We start from the raw sequence: 16,716 nt of genomic DNA on the forward strand, positions 1-16,716 counted from the left end.
GTAGGTGTTAATTCTATATACTAGCTTTCAATTATTAGTTTGAATTGATTATTTTGTAAGTAAATTTGAAGCATGTCAGAAGAAAGATTAATGTCTAAAAAAAAACCTGCTTATCCTGTAAGCGAGGCTTTAGATGGCTATTTGGATCATTATAGTCGTAAGATTGAAATTCCTATATTTTACGACGATTTGCTTCGATTTTCAGGGTCGGTAGTTGTATATGATAAAAATGATGAAGACACCCTTTGGATTCGAGCCTATTATTCTGAATTCGATAGAAAAGAAATTGATGATAGTTTAAAGAAAGTGTATTCGATTTTACTTTCAGATGGTAGTGATAATATTCACCAATATCTTAATGTAGATGCAGTAGATTTTTGCACGTTTGGAAACTCTAAACCTTTTCGTATTAAAATACGTAATATTTTAAACGATAACTTCACATATTTTTATATCAAAAAAACGGATGCATCTCGTATCTACGGACTAGAATTAGAGCATATGCTGTCTCCATATAACCTAAACTTTTTGGTGTATAAAGACACGTTAATTGAAGAGCATATTGCAGGAATACCAGGCGATGAATTTATAAAAAACAATTTGCCAAAATGTACACCACGAGAAAAAGCGCAATTGGCTAAGGAATTTGTAAAATTCAACGAGCGTTGCATGATTCGATTATTGGGCGATATGCGCTCTTATAATTATGTTATTGTACCTACGCATGATTTTGACCATGTAGTGTATAAAATACGAGCCATTGACTTTGATCAACAATGTTTTGAAGGTAAATTGAAGGTATACAGACCGCAATTTTTTAAAGAAAACTTTCAAATGGTTGAGTTGGTGCGGAACAAATTAACGCATGATTCTGTTGATCAATATAAGTTAGAAGAGCGTTCTATGGTAGCTAAACGTATTTTAAGTTCTGGAAATAGAATTAAAAAGTTACGGGCTATCTGTAAAACCGATGAAATTTCTACGCCAGAGAACATAGCTATGCTAAGAGAACAAATCGAAGTTCTTACTATGGATATGGATTTTAAGAACTGTAAGACAATGGGAGAAGTGTTAGATCTTGCCCTTAATTTTGTGCGAAGAAATTATGAAGATGTTAGTGTAAAACAGATTATTGAGCATAATATTAAAATTAATAATTAAAACATTTTCTACTATTTGAAAAGCCCCTTATTTCTTTAAAATAAGGGGCTTTTTATATGATGTATTGATTTTTTAAGTCAATGATATTAGCTCTTTTGCTCTTTGTTAAAGTAAACTAAGTAGTAATACATTTGTTTTTCTTCATCCCATCCTTTTTCTACATATTTCTCTGCAGATTCTGGATTAATGAAGTCCATTTTAATTTGAATATTGGTATCCAAATTAATAACGTTTTTTATCTTTTTACGAGCATCTGAAACTGCTTTATTTGCAATATCAAAATTAGATACATCCTCAATGCTATACTTAGGACCTTTCTCGGTTTTGTAATGCTTAAACTCCGGTATCAATTCTGGGTTTTCCATTACTTCGTTCAAAAAAGTAGATTCTTCAAATGAATCATTTTTTGCAAAATGGTTCACCGCACGGTTCATGAATAACACTTCTTGTTGTTTGTCTTCTGCTGGTAAAACAACATCTTTTGCAAAATTCTGGCAGAACTTTAAATAGTTTTTAGTCTTAAAGTTATCATCTGAAAGTGGATTAACACCCAAGAAGTTCTCTAACCAATATTTAGTATCATATTTGTTACTATCTACAGAAAGTACCTTATAACCCTCTTCTTTATCTACATTGAAGATTAAACAACCTTTATCAAGCTTGTTAATGTTTATACCTTGCTGAATAACAATATCTAGGTTGCTATCTTTTTCTTCGAACTGAATAAAATCATGTTTCAACTCACTTTTGAAAATACCGATGGCATCTACCTTTTTGTTATCTAAAAGCAACCCAGAAAGAAGAGCTACGTAGACCTCTCCACTTTTAATATGTGGGTGGTTAGATTGTTCAAATAATAAAGAAGCTATTTTTTTAGAATTTATATGAGCCGTAGAAGTATCTTCAAATATTTGGCTGACAATTTTATGCAGTTCGTTAAATTCTACATCAATTTCATTATCTAGTTTATAGTAGTTTTCTTCTTTTTCTCTAAAAGGTTTAAAAAAATATTCCTTTAATAAACCCGTAGTTTCATCGTTAAGTCTAAAAGGCTCTTCTGATAGAAAAACACCTTCGTTCTTATTTTTGTTACCAACTCTATGTATAGAAATACTTTCAATTTGGGTAGCATATAAGTTGATCATAAAAAGCTTTTATTTTTAATGGTTAGCAAGGGTAATAAAATGTATTATATATAATTTAATTCCAATTTTCATCGAAATCCAAATCATCATAATTTTCAAAAGTATCATCAAAATCAAAGGCGCTATTCTCAGCCTCAAAGTTTTTTTCTGGCGGAGTTTCTGGTAATTCACCAAATGTAAAAAGTACATTAGGATATGAATGACCATCTTCATTTTCTTGAATATCTGCAAGCTCAACAAAAAACGTCCACATGTTCATAAAATCATAAACATAAATAAGCTTTGGGTTGTTCTCGGTCATGATATCCTCCAAAAAGGTTTCGTTCATTAACCGTACATCAGATCCAGATTCGCTCATATCAAAAAGAGCAATTTCTTCATCTTGTTTCCATTCTTCGTCACAAGTGTAAAAAGAAGCCATTTCATTACCTAAAAAGCCAAATGCCTGAGTAATGGCATTATGAAACTCTTCTAATGAATTATGGGATTCAATCTCTAAATCTCTGAAAATATCCTCTTCAGCGTCTAGAATTACACGAATTTTATAGATCATACCTTATTTTTTGTGGGACGGCAAAGTTACGAAGTTTCCAAGTTTTTTCTAGGCATTAATGCATCTAAAAGTATGTAGAATTGAACACCGAATAAAATTGAAGCTAACACCAGGTGTAATGGCTGACTAGCAAAGGGGAAATCTAAATAATTCATAGCTATACCCGTAAATACTTCAACTACAAGTAAGAACATGACCCAATAAATTTTAAAATGACCTAGGTCTAGCTTCGTAATCCTATATGCCAAGAAAGCATTTACTGCAATTACTAGTATGGAAAATGACCTATGAACGTAAAATAACAATTCCGGACTTTTTAACCAATTACCTCTTGCGGTATACCCGTAAATGTCTATTTGCTCATCTACAAATTGACGAACTTGTGTACCCATGGTTATCTGAACTAGAGTAAGCAGAAGAGCTATGATACTTAAGTTCAATACCAATTTGTCATATCTAATACGTTTGTTCTCAGTATTGGCCAAGTATATTATATATAGTAATATGGCAACAATAACCAACGCCATTAGCATATGAACGGTAATTTTTGCGGGCTCTAAAACCGAATACACAACCGTTGCGCCCAGCCATGCCTGGAAAACCATGCCCAGCACAACTAACCAAGATAATATAGGTATGCGTTTTTTCTTTTTCCAAAATTTAATAGACATAATCGCTAAAATTAAAGTGGCTAGTCCCGCTAATGCGCCAAAAAGTCTATTTATATATTCTATCCACGTATGCCAAGGATTAAATTCTGCATAATCATGTTTGGTATATAATTCCCAGTTTTCTGAATTGAACGAATTGGAAGTTGTGAAATCTTTTTTTGAAACCTGTAATGTCTCTCGCCAAATAATAACTTGACCTTTTTCAAAAGCCCTATTTGGTTGCCATTGTATTTCGGTAACCTCAGTTGGGGGTATGTAGTATCCAAAACATTTTGGCCAATCTGGGCAACCCATACCGCTTCCTGTCATTCTAACTACAGCGCCGGCAACAATCACTAAATAAACTAATACCAAAGATATTTTGGCAATTTTTCTAAATGTAATATCCATAAATAATAGCCATTCTATTTCGTAACCTGTAAACCTAATTGGGCACCCTTAAGATACATAAAATCTTGTGCCGCTTTATATTCATTCGGGATTTCTCCTTCTAATATAGCCTCTTTGATCGCTTCTTTTATAATTCCGATTTCTTTTGATGGTTTTAATGAAAATGCTTCCATAATTTCTTCTCCACTAATAGGCGGTTGAAAGTTTCTAACATGATCACGAGCTTCTACTTCTTCAATTTTTTGACGAACAACCTTAAAATTCTGACGATACTTGCGTTGCTTTTTAGGGTTCTTTGTCGTAATATCTGCTTCGCACAACGTCATTAGGTCCTCTACATTATCGCCTGCATCAAAAATTAATCTACGTACGGCAGAATCTGTAACGAAGTCTTCAGAAAGAACAATTGGTCTAGAGCTCATTAAAACCAACTTTTGAACGAATTTCATTTTATCGTTCAAAGGCATGCGGAGGCGTTTAAATAATTTCAACACCATTTTTGATCCAACAAATTCATGTCCGTGAAATGTCCAACCAATTTTTTTATGGAATCTTTTAGTAGGGGCTTTTCCAATATCATGTAAAAGAGCGGCCCAGCGTAGCCAAAGGTCATCTGTAGCTTCAGATATATTATCAACTACCTCTAAAGTATGCCAAAAATTGTCCTTATGTTTTTGACCTTCAATTTCCTCTATACCTTGTAAAGCGGTTAATTCTGGTAGAATTAGTTCTAGTAGTTCTGTTTTATGAAGTAAAGAAAAGCCTATAGAAGGCTTTTTACACAACATAATTTTATGAAGTTCATCTAATATTCGCTCATTAGAAACAATTTTTAAACGGTCTTTATTCTCAGTAATAGCTTGTAAAGAGGGTAGTGCAATTTGAAAATCTAATTGTGTTGCAAAACGAATGGCCCGCATCATGCGTAAAGGGTCATCTGAATATGTAACGCCCGGCTCCAAAGGTGTCTTAATGATTTTGTTTTCTAAATCTTTAATACCATTAAAAGGGTCAAGTAATTCACCATAACTGTCTTTGTTTAGCGAAAGTGCTAAAGCGTTAATGGTAAAGTCTCTTCTTTTTTGATCGTCTTCTAACGTACCATCTTCAACGATGGGCTTACGACTATCTCGATTATAACTTTCTTTACGAGCGCCAACAAATTCTAATTCAATTCCGTCATTTTTAATCATGGCGGTACCAAAATTTTTAAAGACAGAAACTTGTGGTTTCCCCTTTAATTTTGATGCTACTTTTTCGGCAAGTGCAATACCGCTGCCAATGGCAACAACATCTATGTCTTTTGGTATTGATCTTTTTAAAAAATAATCTCTTACAAAACCACCAATAACATAGCAGTCTACAGAAAGTTCTTCTGCGGCTTCTGAAATTATTTTGAATATTGGGTTGTTTAAAGCGTCTGTATAGCTCTCTTGCATGTTCTTATTCTCGAATAATCTTCACCGTATTATCATTAGAAAGTCTAATAATTGATGAGGCGGAGCTATTCTGTTTCTCACGATGCAAATTTACCACATAGTCTACACCTTTTAAAATAGCTTCATCTATATTTTGAAAAGATTTCGGTGTGTTTACCCCAGAAATATTGGCAGAAGTAGAAACTAAAGGTTTTTTAAACTTGCCTATAAGATAGGTGCAGAATTTATCTGATGCTACTCTTATGGCTAATGTATTATCTGATGCAATTAGGTTTTTGGCTACACCACGTGGCTTATCGTATATAATTGTAGTAGGTTTAGTAGCTAGATCCATAAGATCGTATGCAAGTTCAGGTACTTTTTCTACATGTTTTTCAAGCATAGCATCATTGGCTACTAAACAAATTAGCGCCTTGCTATCATCTCGTTGCTTAAGTTGAAATACTTTCTGTACAGCTTCTTCATTGGTAGCATCACAACCAATACCCCAAACCGTATCGGTAGGGTAGAGTATAAGTCCGCCGCTTTCTAAAACTTCTATGCATTTGTTGATTTCCTCTGTCATTTGTTTTTTGCTTGTATTAAAGAAAATTATCTGGAGTAATGTTGAAGTAATTAGTTATAGCTAGCCATTGAGTCTTGTTTTTATCTCCTCCAATATTTGACTTTTTTAGAGATTGCTTTTGAGACCCAATTATAGGTATGGGTGTTTTTGCTTTATTCTTAGCTTGTATAGAAGCTGTTCCTTCTAAATGAGCCATGGCTTTAAACCACAGGTCATCTGCTTTAGGAGCCAATTCTAAAAATAATGTTGAGTCTGTTACTTTTTCAGAAAGGGTTTTGGGTGGATATAAAACACCCTCAGCACCTATAGGTATGACCGCAGATGTATTAAATTTTGAACCTTCAATATAAACCCAGCTTCTATACGATTGTAATTCACCAACATTAGTATAGGTGATATATCTGGTCTGGTTAGCTATTATTTTATTCGGATGTGTTTGATGTTCTTCATATAAGGTTCGAAGCCAATTACATCGATACATCATATCATCATCACAAGTGACAATTATTTCATTCGGGAACAATTCTAAGCTATGAATTAATTTTCTATGAGAACAGGTTAAATCGGAATACATGATTTCAAATAAATCAGATTCTAATACCGCTAGTTTTTTTGGAATTTCACCTTTTAAAGAATGATGCAACCATAAAATAATTTTTTTAGGCCGTACATCTTGATTCAAAATACTTCTAATGGTTAGGTGAAGTGTACCTAATCTTGATGGAATAGAGGTTAAAGAAACAATTACAGGAATTTCTTCTTTCTGCGTAGTATGCATTCTTTTAACAGAAATAGCTAAAAGTTTAGCTGAATTGTAAATTGATACAGGTATTTCTTTTAACTTCATTTTACAATGCTGTAATTTGTCTTTTAATATTGAAGACTGTCTATTCTAATTCAAAGATAGATAAGAGTTTTATATTTTTGTAGTAATTTGAAATGCAGTATGGAGATTCCTAAAATAAGTATCATAGTTAGTACGTATAATGCCGAAGAGTGGTTGCGAAAGGTACTTTGGGGTTTTGAACAGCAAATTTTCAAAGATTTTGAAGTTGTTATTGCCGATGATGGATCAAAAGCACCCACCAAAGAATTACTAGCTGAGATGTCTGCGAAGGTGCATTTCCCAATAGTTCATGTTTGGCAAGAAGACGAAGGCTTTCAGAAATCTAGAATATTAAATAAAGCTGTAACCGCCTGTTCTGCAGATTACATTATCATGACTGATGGTGATTGTATACCTCGTGAAGATTTTGTTCAGGTGCACTATATTAATAAAGAACCTGGTTATTTTATCTCTGGTGGGTATTATATGCTACCCATGAATATTTCTAAACTAATTACGCTTGATGATATTGAAAAACAACGTTGTTTTAATATTCAATGGCTAAAGGAAAAAGGAATTCCGCAGACATTCAAGAACAATAAACTAACTGCTCAAGGTTTTATTTCTAAAATTCTTAACTGGGTGACACCTACCAATGCTAGTTGGAACGGGCATAACTCTTCTGGTTGGAAAAAGGATATAGAAAATGTAAACGGATTTGACGAGCGCATGCAATATGGCGGTCAAGATAGAGAGCTAGGTGAGCGTTTGTTCAATTTCGGACTAAAGTCTAAGCAACTAAGATATAGTGCTGTTTGTGTGCACTTAGACCATAAAAGAGGGTATAAAACACCAGAATCTATTGCAAAGAATGTGGGAATAAGAAATACTACAAAAAAGGAAAAAAGCGTGTGGACGTTTTATGGCATTACCAAGTAATACGCTAACTCGTTTTTTTGTTCCAATTGTTTAAGTTCATTATAACGTTCTAAAACGCCCAATGAATTTAGATAACAAATTATAAAACCTTTTTTACCATCTAATATACCAAGACGTAAAATGTAGTGGTTGAAAAATTTCCAGCTGGTTTTTAAAACCATCATTACGTAACTAAACTTTTTTTCTTTGTAAAATGATTCAATAGCCTTTAAGCGGCCATACTTCAACATTTTACCTTTATAGTCTTCGTAATTTTTATAACAGTAGTGAGTCAATTTTTCTTTTAAAATACCAGATGTGCCATCAACGTCTAATGTTTCATGAACTATCTTGCAATCAGAAAAAACTGCTTTACTCTTTCTAAAAAGTCTATAATTTTTATCGGTCTGCCATCCACTATAGTTCAATTTTTCATTTTGAAACATGAACTGGCGGTAAAACCAAAATGCAGAGATATCAGTATCACTTGCTACCGTTTCTGTAATTTCATTTTGTAATGCATCAGAAACTATTTCATCGGCATCTAAAAATAAAACCCAATCATTTGTTGCTTGTTTTAAGGCAAATGATTTCTGAGCGGTAAAATTCTCAAACGGATTTTGAATGACTTTTACTTTCGGATGGTCTTTTAAAAATTCATAAGTTCCGTCGGTACTAAAAGAATCAACTACAATAATTTCATCAGCAAAAGAAACAGACTCAATACACTTTTCAATGTATCCAATTTCGTTAAACGTAATTACTAATGCGGTAAGTTGTTCTTTTTTGGTAATCATATAATCCAATTTGATAGGTTTGCTCTAATCGGAGCGAACAAAGTTATAACAAAAAAAGAATTAAAAAATTGTGTTAAGAAGTAAATTTCTTACATAATTGAAATCCAATGTTATAGCATGGTTCAGTTAATAAGAGGGCGCATTTTAGAATGGTTGCGTTCAATTATCAAAAAGTTTTTTAGTTTTTGCTAACGCTGCGCCAACAACCTGATGCATATCGTAATACTTGTACTCGGCAAGTCTGCCGCCAAAGATGACTAAGTCATTGGAAGCCTTGTTTTTATACTGTAAATACCTATTGTTGTTCTTGTCGTCATTAATAGGATAGTATGGTTCTAAATCTGTTGAAGCTTCTAAAGGATATTCTTTTGTAATGACTGTTTTCTTCTGTTGTCCGAACTCAAAATGTTTGTGCTCTAAGATTCTGGTATAGGGTATATCTGCTTCTGTATAATTAATTACAGCGTTACCTTGGTAGTTATCGGTATCTAAAATTTCATGATCAAAACGTAATCCGCGATATTCTAATTTTCCAAATTCGTAATTGTAGTATTCATCTATTTTTCCTGTGAATACGGTTTTGTTGGCCAAGCTGTCCAATGCAATTTTGTCTTTAAAATAATTAACTCCAAGCTGCACATCTATACCTTCTAATAGTCCGCCAGAGAGTTCATTGTAACCGCCAATTGGTATTCCTTGGTAACTGTCATTAAAATAATTGTTATCAAAAGTGTAGCGTAAGGGCAATCGTTTAATTATAAATGATGGTAATTCCGTAGCTTTTCTTCCCCATTGTTTTTCGGTATATCCTTTTATCAGTTTGTAATAAATATCTTCCCCAACAAGTGATAATGCTTGCTCTTCTAAATTTTTGGGTTTATTTTTTTGATGCTTTTTACTTTGCTCCTCAATTATGGCTTTTGCCTCGGTCGGTGTTTTTACACCCCATAATTGGTGAAAAGTATTCATGTTAAAAGGTAAATTGTATAATGACCCGTTATAATTGGCGACGGGAGAGTTCGTGTATCTATTGAAAGGGACAAAATCATTTACATAATCCCAAATTTTCTTATCGTTAGTATGAAATATATGCGCACCGTAGGCATGCACATTAATATCTTCTATTTTTTTGCAAAAAGTATTTCCACCAATATGTTCTCTTTTATCTACTACCAAACAAGTTTTTCCTCTTTTTTTAGCCTCATGGGCAAAAACTGCTCCGTAAAGCCCTGCACCTACAATGAGAAAATCATACTTTTTAATGGACACCATATTATTTATTTGGAGCTCAAAGATAAGGTTTGAAAATACATTTTTTTGGTAGATTATATTTTGAAAAAGAAAATATTAAGAGTGTTTTAATTGTGAAAGAAGAACCTTAAACTTGCAATTGATAAACCTAACTAATCATTTATGAGTTCTGAAAAGCACTTTTATATTTCTAGAAATTACAAGTTTTCAAAAAATGCAGCTTCCAAACCAAAGATGGACTGCGAGACGGTTCTAGAAAAAAATGGATTTAAGAATTTGGGTTTTAAGCAAAGTAATCACCCCAGTTCCGCTATCGGTGCGGTTATTAGTTTTTTCGGAATAACAAAAGGTTTATTTCTATTACCAAGAAAATCCGTTTTCTGTATGCAATATCCGTTAAGCAAGTTTTTCCGATATATAACTAGCATTGTTTCTTTGAGGAAATGTACTCTCATTATTATTATACATGATGTAAAATTTTTAATGGGTAAGTCTACTGACTTAAAAGGTGAAATGGCAAAATTCAACAAAGCAGATTTCATCATTGTACATAACGATTCCATGAAAAAGTGGTTTCAAGAAAATGGATGTACAGCACGATTGGTAAGTTTAGAGTTGTTCGATTATATACATGCAAGTAATAAACATGCGACATTAAATACGCCTTATGATGTAGTTTTTGCTGGAGGATTGGGGAAAGAGAAAAGTGAGTTTTTATATAGTATGGACAGTCTTAAGCCGTCAAATTATAAACTGAAGTTATATGGTAATGGCTTTAATGCGAATGATGCTGAAAGCGATAGTTCCATTTTAGATTACCAGGGTGTTTTTTCACCAGATGAGGTTATTGACGAAATAGAAGGTTCGTTCGGTTTAATTTGGAACGGTAATGCTTTGAACGAATGTTCAGGAGATTTTGGAAAGTACCTTTTGTATAACAATCCGCATAAAACATCTTTATATCTGTTGTGCGGATTACCGGTTATTGTTTGGAAAAAAGCTGCTATCGCTAAATTCATTGAAAAAGAACAAATTGGTATTACCTTAAATTCCTTAGATGATTTGGATGCTACATTAGCAAACCTTGATCCTAAAGATTATGCTACTATGATTTCTAATGTAGAAAAGGTAAAAACCAAAGTTGCCTCCGGTCATTACCTTTCTCAAGCTATTACTAAAGTAGTTGAATTGGTTTAAAAATTAAACCGCAACATCGTACTCTCTAAGTGCATCGTTCAATGATGTCTTTTTGTTTGTGCTTTCTTTTCTTTTACCTATAATTAAGGCGCATGGCACTTGAAATTCCCCAGCAGGAAATTTCTTTGTATAACTACCAGGTATCACTACTGAACGTGCTGGAACAACACCTTTTGTTTCTACGGGAGTTTCACCTGTAACATCAATAATTTTGGTGCTCATTGTTAAAACAACATTCGCCCCTAGAACTGCTTCTTTTTCAACTCTAACACCTTCAACTACAATACAACGAGATCCAATAAATGCACCGTCTTCTATAATAACAGGCGAAGCTTGTAATGGTTCAAGAACACCACCAATACCAACGCCACCACTTAAGTGAACATTTTTACCGATCTGCGCACAGCTACCAACAGTTGCCCAAGTATCTACCATAGTACCTTCATCAACATAAGCACCGATGTTTACATAACTAGGCATTAGAATTGTACCTGGTGCAATGTATGCACCATGTCTTGCAACTGCATTTGGTACAACACGAATTCCTTTTTCTTTATAGCCTCTTTTTAAAGGCATTTTATCGTGGTACTCAAAAATACCAGCTTCTAAGGTTTCCATTTTCTGAATAGGGAAATACATAACTACCGCTTTCTTTACCCATTCGTTAATTTGCCATCCATTTGCGGTTGGCTCTGCACATCTTAATTTTCCTAAATCTAAAAGGTCAATAACCTCTCTTATAATATTTTGGGTTGCAGTTTCCTTTAAAAGGTCTCTATTGTCCCATGCTTTTTCTATTTGTGCTCTTAATTCTGTCATTTTCATAAAATTTTCTCAAATATAAGTTGAAGTACAGTAATTCCCCATGCTCAAGGGCACATATAACAAATTATCCTTTATTTTTGCCAAAAATTAAGTTTGGGAAAGATTCTTGCAATTGATTACGGAGAAAAACGTATTGGCTTGGCAGTTACCGATGACATGAAAATGATAGCTTTCGGTTTAACTACTGTTGCCACATCAGAAATCTTCACATATTTATCAGATTATATTCCAAGGGAAAATGTAGAAACTATTGTTGTGGGCGAACCCAAGCAAATGAATAATACAGCTTCTGAATCTGAAGTATACATTATTCCATTTTTGGAAAAACTGAAAGAGAAATTCCCGACAACTCCTATTAAAAGGCATGACGAGCGTTTTACATCTAAAATGGCATTCCAAACCATGTTAGATAGTGGCTTAAAAAAGAAACAACGAAAAAACAAGGCATTGATAGATGAGATCAGTGCAACTATTATATTACAAGATTTTTTAAAGACATTATAAATGATTTTACCCATTATTGCATACGGTGATCCCGTATTACGAAAAGTTGCGGATGATATTGATAAAGATTATCCTAAGCTGAATGATTTGCTTTCTAACATGTGGGAGACCATGTATAATGCTAGTGGTGTAGGTCTTGCAGCACCTCAAATTGGGTTGCCAATTCGTATATTTTTAGTAGATACCACACCTTTTGCTGGTGATGAAGATTTAACTGCAGATGAGCAAAAGCAACTTGACGGATTTAAACAAGTATTCATTAACGCATACATTGAAGAGGAAACTGGCGATGAATGGGCTTTTAACGAAGGCTGTTTAAGTATACCAGATGTTCGCGAAGATGTAAATAGAAAAGGTACCATTAAGATTACTTATTTAGATGAGAATTTTAAGGAACATGTAAAGACTTTTGATGGTTTATTGGCTCGTGTAATTCAACACGAATATGATCATATAGAAGGTATCTTGTTTACAGATAAATTATCTGCCCTTAAAAAGCGAATGTTAAAAGGTAGATTAACCAATATATCTAAAGGGAAAATTAGCGTAGACTATCGCATGAAATTTCCGGCAATGAAAAAAGGGCGTTAAAATGCCTATATAATTAATAGAAAAGTGTAATATTTGTCCACTTAAAATTTTAAATGAGTTTATGGGGTTAGAGAAAATTTTATCCGTTGCAGGAAAACCAGGTTTATATAAATTAATTACTCAAACCAGAACAGGATTTGTAGCTGAGTCTTTGTTAGACGGTAAAAGAATTACTGTGAGTTTACGTAGCAGTGTAAGTGTCTTGTCTGAAATAGCTATATATACTTTAGAGGAAGAAGTTCCATTAAGAGATGTGTTTAAAAAGATTCAAGAAAAGGAAAATGGTGGTAAAACATCAATAGGACATAAAGAAGAGAAGATTAAATTAGAAGAATATTTCTTTGAGGTATTGCCTAATTATGATGAAGATCGTGTTTATGTAAGTGATATTAAAAAGGTTATTCAGTGGTATAATATATTAACTGATAATAAGATAACTGATTTTTCTAGTGAAGAAATAGAAAAAGAAGAAGCCTCTGAAGAGGAATAGAAATTAAGTTTAGTAGAATTAAAAAAGCCCTTTTGGGGCTTTTTTTTTGTTTCAAATTTTTGTAAAAATGCTATTTCATATTTATTTGAGTGTTGTTCATCTATAGTTTAGGGTATTTCATCGGTAGCTTTCTTTCAGTCATCAGTTATTACAAGGAAATTTATGTAAAACCCTGCAAATTAGCACTGTATAAATTTTGATGAATAAATTAAACCTAAATAAACATGAAGCGTAGTTCACCGGAAATTGATAACGATTTAAAAGGAGCATTTTTTGAAAATGCATATTCACCCTTTGTTATTTTAAATCGTTATATGGATTTTGTTGATGTAAACCAAGCAGCGGTTACTACAATAGGGATTGCTAAAGAAAACTTTATAGGTAAGAATATATTGGACATATTCCCTTATTTAGAAGGTACAGAAAGATATAATTCCTATAAAGATGTAATGAAAACAGGAATATCAACTGGTTTTGATGAGCTCATGTTTAAAGGTGAGAATGCTGAGATTAGATTTATGAGTAGGGCATTTAAAATAGGAGATTATCTTGGTATTACTACACTTGATGTAACTAATGTAATTAATACGATAGAAAAATTAAAGACTGCACAAACTTCTCTAAAAGAAGTCAATGAAAATTTACAAAGAAAAAATAAAGAGCTTGAAGATTTTTCTTATGTAGCTGCACACGATTTAAGGGCGCCGTTAACTAATTTAAAAAGTCTTTTACAGATGGTATTAAATTCTGATCCTACCTCTAATGATTTTGTGCCTATAGTTGATAAAATGAAAGTTGTTACTAAGGTAATGTGCGACAAGATTAGGGCGTTAAATGAGGTGATTGCTATTAAATCTAATTTTAGTGAGGATAAAGAGGAAATGGTTTTTTCTGAGGTAATGAGTAAAATTAAGTTGTCGAATTCCAAAGAAATTATTGATGGACGAACAATAATAAAGGAAGATTTCTCTAGTTGCCCAACCATCAATTATAATCCGGTACAGTTACAAAGTATACTTCAAAATTTAATGTCTAATGCACTTAAGTATAGGCATCCTAAAAGAAAGCTAAGTATCAAAATTACAACCAAAGAAATCGATGGTAAATTAACATTGACATTTAAGGATAATGGATTGGGTTTTGAACAGAATTTAGCTGATAAAATCTTTAGACTTTTTAAGCGTATGCATACTCATGTAGAAGGCTTAGGTATAGGTCTATACATTATACACTCTGTTATTAATAGAAATGGAGGGGATATTAATGTTAATAGTAAAGTCAATAAAGGAACCGAATTTGTAATCCAATTTAAATAAGAACCAAAACTATAATGATGATAAAAATACTAATTATTGAAGATGATGAAATTACTAATTTCATCACCAAAACAAATCTTGAGAAACTTGGCTATAAGAATATTGCTGTAGCGCTAAATGGTCAAGAAGGGCTAGATTATTTAAAGAATAATACGTGTCCAGATTTAATCTTACTAGATATTAATATGCCAATATTAGATGGGTGGGATTTTCTTGAGGCTACAACACGTTTAAATTTAGGTGTTAAAATTCCAGTTGTAATAATAACATCATCTATAAGATTTGAAGATAGGTCAAATGCTGAACTATATTCTAATGTAATAGATTATATGGAGAAGCCTATAAATTTTGAAGAACTGAATAACTTACTAGCTAACTTGAAAACTAAGAAAATTGAATCTTAATTAAAAAAGCCTTGATTTTTATATTAAGGCTTTTTTAATTGTTTAAACACCATCAGTCTTTTTCTATGGTCTCATAAGTGAAATCACTTTTTTTCCAATCTATTAATGGGGATGGATAATACTTTACATCCATTCTATCTAGAAAAGGAGCTTGGTCTGCCAATCTAACTTTATAATCTTCCCAATCTCTATTTTCTTTTATACTCCAACTTAATTCAGAATAACCAATTATTCTAGGGAAAGCTAAGTACTCTAATTCATCAATATTACTGATCGTTTCTGACCAAAGAGGAGCTTCAACCCCTAAAATATTTTCTAATGGTATGCCATATTCTTCAGGTGTCCAAATATATGCTGTATCTACTGGTATATAAGCTGCCCAGTGTAGTCCAAACTTAGATAGGGTGTCGTATTCCATATCCAAATATGCTTTGTTGGCAGGAGATACTATAATTTTCATTCCTTTGTCCACAGCTTTTTTAGCATTTTCTTCACTTGCCCACCATTGAGAGATAGAAGTGGAGTCCACATTTGCAATGGCAACTTCATCCCAACCGATCATTCGCTTACCGTGCTTCTGAACAATTTTTTCAACCTTATCTATAAAATAGATATAATCGCTTTTTTTGGTTACATGACTTTCATCTCCACCAACATGAAAATAAGGACCAGGGGTTATAGCAGAGATTTCTCTTACCACATCGTCTATAAAGGCATAAACAGTATCCTTATGAGTATCAAATGTGCTGAAACCAACGCGCATACCTTCGTATAGTTTTGGTGTTTTGCCATTTCCATTTAAAAACGGATAGGATACCGATGCGGCATTTGTATGCCCTGGCATATCAATTTCTGGTATTATGGTCATGTACCTTTCAGCGGCATATCTAACTATTTCCTTATAATCTTCTTGGGTGTAGAATCCGCCAGATTCGCCACCAACTTCTGTACTACCGCCAACCTCGGTCAATTTTGGCCAAGATTTTATTTCTATTCTCCAACCTTGATCATCACTAAGATGTAAATGCAGTACATTTATTTTATAGTAAGCTAATAGGTCAATATATTTTTTAACATCATCTACACTAAAAAAATGTCTTGCAACATCTAGCATAGAACCTCTATATCCAAAATTAGGATTGTCAATTATTTTACCAGAAGGTACTGGCCAAATCTTTTGAAGCGCTAATGTATCGTTACTTTCTAAGGGTACTAATTGTCTTAAAGTCTGTATACCTCTAAAAGCACCTTCAGCGGTATTAGAATTGATGATAATAGAATCTTGATTAATATATAGTTGATATGCTTCTGGTGATTCTAAATCTGTGCTGTCACTCTGGTTAATGTAAATAACTCTTTCTATCGTATTTGCACCCTCAGAATTCACAGGTATCGTCAGGTTAATTTTGCTTTTAAGCTTATCGGCCAAAAATGTACCAACTTCTTCAAAACCTGTTGCATTTTTAGAAGTGTATATTGCCGTAAACTGGTCTAAAGCAAATGCCGAGTTGGTAGGTATTGTTTTTAAAGGCTTAGGTATTAAGCTAATTTTAGACAAATCTGTCGTAGGCATTGCAATTCTTTCTTTCTTTTCTTCAGCGCAGGCAACTAGCAATATTGCCAAACTTGCAAAAAATAGACTTCTAATAAAAAAGGTCTTCATCATTTTGTGT

18 protein-coding genes are annotated in these 16,716 nt (G+C 33.0%); 8 read left to right on the forward strand and 10 right to left on the reverse strand.

Translation table 11 applies throughout. The features are described from left to right. Positions 1-72 precede the first annotated feature (72 nt). Positions 73-1,161, forward strand: coding sequence for a hypothetical protein (locus tag BM296_RS09555; protein WP_027064389.1), 1,089 nt, complete (start codon positions 73-75; stop codon positions 1,159-1,161). An 86-nt stretch (positions 1,162-1,247) separates the two neighbouring features. On the opposite strand, the gene BM296_RS09560 is transcribed toward BM296_RS09555, so the two are convergent. Genes BM296_RS09560 through BM296_RS09585 form a run of 6 tightly spaced genes read right to left on the reverse strand, consistent with a single transcriptional unit; the run spans position 1,248 to position 6,771 of the window. Then, positions 1,248-2,306, reverse strand: a complete 1,059-nt coding sequence (locus BM296_RS09560; protein WP_091902804.1) for a nucleoid-associated protein — start codon at positions 2,304-2,306, stop codon at positions 1,248-1,250. A gap of 55 nt (positions 2,307-2,361) precedes the next feature. Continuing rightward, the gene (locus tag BM296_RS09565) at positions 2,362-2,859 is read right to left on the reverse strand and encodes an IS1096 element passenger TnpR family protein (protein ID WP_027064391.1); all 498 of its coding nucleotides are present in this window, start codon (positions 2,857-2,859) and stop codon (positions 2,362-2,364) included. A 26-nt stretch (positions 2,860-2,885) separates the two neighbouring features. Next, positions 2,886-3,920: a COX15/CtaA family protein gene (locus BM296_RS09570; RefSeq protein WP_027064392.1), complete on the reverse strand. Its 1,035-nt coding sequence runs from the start codon at positions 3,918-3,920 to the stop codon at positions 2,886-2,888. A 14-nt stretch (positions 3,921-3,934) separates the two neighbouring features. Next, the gene (locus BM296_RS09575; RefSeq protein WP_091902805.1) at positions 3,935-5,359 is read right to left on the reverse strand and encodes a CCA tRNA nucleotidyltransferase; all 1,425 of its coding nucleotides are present in this window, start codon (positions 5,357-5,359) and stop codon (positions 3,935-3,937) included. 4 nt (positions 5,360-5,363) lie between these two features. Then, on the reverse strand, positions 5,364-5,924 hold the full coding sequence (locus tag BM296_RS09580; RefSeq protein ID WP_027064394.1) for an L-threonylcarbamoyladenylate synthase: 561 nt from the start codon (positions 5,922-5,924) through the stop codon (positions 5,364-5,366). A 16-nt stretch (positions 5,925-5,940) separates the two neighbouring features. Next, positions 5,941-6,771, reverse strand: a complete 831-nt coding sequence (locus BM296_RS09585; protein WP_091902806.1) for a zinc-binding alcohol dehydrogenase — start codon at positions 6,769-6,771, stop codon at positions 5,941-5,943. A 99-nt stretch (positions 6,772-6,870) separates the two neighbouring features. Here BM296_RS09585 and BM296_RS09590 point away from each other — a divergent pair, with 99 nt between their 5' ends. Beyond that, positions 6,871-7,689 (forward strand): glycosyltransferase family 2 protein, encoded by an 819-nt coding sequence (locus BM296_RS09590; protein ID WP_091902807.1) that lies wholly within the window; start codon positions 6,871-6,873, stop codon positions 7,687-7,689. Here BM296_RS09590 and BM296_RS09595 read toward each other — a convergent pair. Beyond that, on the reverse strand, positions 7,671-8,465 hold the full coding sequence (locus BM296_RS09595) for a glycosyltransferase family 2 protein (protein WP_027064397.1): 795 nt from the start codon (positions 8,463-8,465) through the stop codon (positions 7,671-7,673). The two genes, BM296_RS09590 and BM296_RS09595, sit on opposite strands and share 19 nt — an antisense overlap. A 159-nt stretch (positions 8,466-8,624) precedes the next feature. After that, complete coding sequence (gene glf / locus BM296_RS09600; protein ID WP_177214939.1) at positions 8,625-9,737, reverse strand: UDP-galactopyranose mutase; 1,113 nt, start codon at positions 9,735-9,737, stop codon at positions 8,625-8,627. A gap of 141 nt (positions 9,738-9,878) precedes the next feature. Between glf and BM296_RS09605 the strand changes: the two genes are divergently transcribed. Beyond that, on the forward strand, positions 9,879-10,913 hold the full coding sequence (locus BM296_RS09605; RefSeq protein WP_091902808.1) for a glycosyltransferase: 1,035 nt from the start codon (positions 9,879-9,881) through the stop codon (positions 10,911-10,913). 3 nt (positions 10,914-10,916) lie between these two features. Here the strand turns inward: BM296_RS09605 and BM296_RS09610 are convergent, their stop codons facing one another. Next, positions 10,917-11,732 carry a 2,3,4,5-tetrahydropyridine-2,6-dicarboxylate N-succinyltransferase gene (locus tag BM296_RS09610; protein ID WP_027064400.1) on the reverse strand — a complete coding sequence of 272 codons (816 nt, stop codon included), beginning with the start codon at positions 11,730-11,732 and terminating at the stop codon, positions 10,917-10,919. A gap of 99 nt (positions 11,733-11,831) precedes the next feature. Here BM296_RS09610 and ruvX point away from each other — a divergent pair, with 99 nt between their 5' ends. The 5 genes from ruvX (at position 11,832) to BM296_RS09635 (ending at position 15,043) form a co-directional block, all read left to right on the forward strand. After that, positions 11,832-12,242 carry a Holliday junction resolvase RuvX gene (gene ruvX / locus BM296_RS09615; RefSeq protein ID WP_091902809.1) on the forward strand — a complete coding sequence of 137 codons (411 nt, stop codon included), beginning with the start codon at positions 11,832-11,834 and terminating at the stop codon, positions 12,240-12,242. Then, on the forward strand, positions 12,243-12,833 hold the full coding sequence (gene def / locus BM296_RS09620; RefSeq protein WP_027064402.1) for a peptide deformylase: 591 nt from the start codon (positions 12,243-12,245) through the stop codon (positions 12,831-12,833). 61 nt (positions 12,834-12,894) lie between these two features. Next, positions 12,895-13,323 carry a DUF5606 family protein gene (locus BM296_RS09625; RefSeq protein WP_091902810.1) on the forward strand — a complete coding sequence of 143 codons (429 nt, stop codon included), beginning with the start codon at positions 12,895-12,897 and terminating at the stop codon, positions 13,321-13,323. Positions 13,324-13,547: 224 nt separating this feature from the next. Further along, positions 13,548-14,639: a PAS domain-containing sensor histidine kinase gene (locus tag BM296_RS09630; RefSeq protein WP_091902811.1), complete on the forward strand. Its 1,092-nt coding sequence runs from the start codon at positions 13,548-13,550 to the stop codon at positions 14,637-14,639. 17 nt (positions 14,640-14,656) lie between these two features. After that, positions 14,657-15,043, forward strand: coding sequence for a response regulator (locus BM296_RS09635; RefSeq protein WP_177214940.1), 387 nt, complete (start codon positions 14,657-14,659; stop codon positions 15,041-15,043). A gap of 52 nt (positions 15,044-15,095) precedes the next feature. Here BM296_RS09635 and BM296_RS09640 read toward each other — a convergent pair whose 3' ends face one another. Beyond that, entirely contained in the window at positions 15,096-16,706 is a 1,611-nt protein-coding gene (locus BM296_RS09640; protein WP_394365305.1) for a beta-N-acetylhexosaminidase, read from the reverse strand. Positions 16,707-16,716: the final 10 nt, after the last annotated feature.

Origin of the sequence: Maribacter stanieri (assembly GCF_900112245.1) — a bacterium.
In the GTDB taxonomy this organism is placed as follows: Bacteria; Bacteroidota; Bacteroidia; order Flavobacteriales; family Flavobacteriaceae; genus Maribacter; species Maribacter stanieri.

Coding starts and splice junctions, on each gene's coding strand:
- BM296_RS09605 (WP_091902808.1), top strand. CDS start 9,879: ATGAGTTCTGAAAAGCACTTTTATATTTCTAGAAATTACAAGTTTTCA.
- BM296_RS09635 (WP_177214940.1), top strand. CDS start 14,657: ATGATAAAAATACTAATTATTGAAGATGATGAAATTACTAATTTCATC.
- BM296_RS09570 (WP_027064392.1), bottom strand. CDS start 3,920: ATGGATATTACATTTAGAAAAATTGCCAAAATATCTTTGGTATTAGTT.
- BM296_RS09555 (WP_027064389.1), top strand. CDS start 73: ATGTCAGAAGAAAGATTAATGTCTAAAAAAAAACCTGCTTATCCTGTA.
- BM296_RS09640 (WP_394365305.1), bottom strand. CDS start 16,706: ATGAAGACCTTTTTTATTAGAAGTCTATTTTTTGCAAGTTTGGCAATA.
- glf (WP_177214939.1), bottom strand. CDS start 9,737: ATGGTGTCCATTAAAAAGTATGATTTTCTCATTGTAGGTGCAGGGCTT.
- BM296_RS09595 (WP_027064397.1), bottom strand. CDS start 8,465: ATGATTACCAAAAAAGAACAACTTACCGCATTAGTAATTACGTTTAAC.
- BM296_RS09580 (WP_027064394.1), bottom strand. CDS start 5,924: ATGACAGAGGAAATCAACAAATGCATAGAAGTTTTAGAAAGCGGCGGA.
- BM296_RS09630 (WP_091902811.1), top strand. CDS start 13,548: ATGAAGCGTAGTTCACCGGAAATTGATAACGATTTAAAAGGAGCATTT.
- def (WP_027064402.1), top strand. CDS start 12,243: ATGATTTTACCCATTATTGCATACGGTGATCCCGTATTACGAAAAGTT.
- BM296_RS09565 (WP_027064391.1), bottom strand. CDS start 2,859: ATGATCTATAAAATTCGTGTAATTCTAGACGCTGAAGAGGATATTTTC.
- BM296_RS09575 (WP_091902805.1), bottom strand. CDS start 5,359: ATGCAAGAGAGCTATACAGACGCTTTAAACAACCCAATATTCAAAATA.
- BM296_RS09625 (WP_091902810.1), top strand. CDS start 12,895: ATGGGGTTAGAGAAAATTTTATCCGTTGCAGGAAAACCAGGTTTATAT.
- BM296_RS09610 (WP_027064400.1), bottom strand. CDS start 11,732: ATGACAGAATTAAGAGCACAAATAGAAAAAGCATGGGACAATAGAGAC.
- BM296_RS09560 (WP_091902804.1), bottom strand. CDS start 2,306: ATGATCAACTTATATGCTACCCAAATTGAAAGTATTTCTATACATAGA.
- BM296_RS09585 (WP_091902806.1), bottom strand. CDS start 6,771: ATGAAGTTAAAAGAAATACCTGTATCAATTTACAATTCAGCTAAACTT.
- BM296_RS09590 (WP_091902807.1), top strand. CDS start 6,871: ATGGAGATTCCTAAAATAAGTATCATAGTTAGTACGTATAATGCCGAA.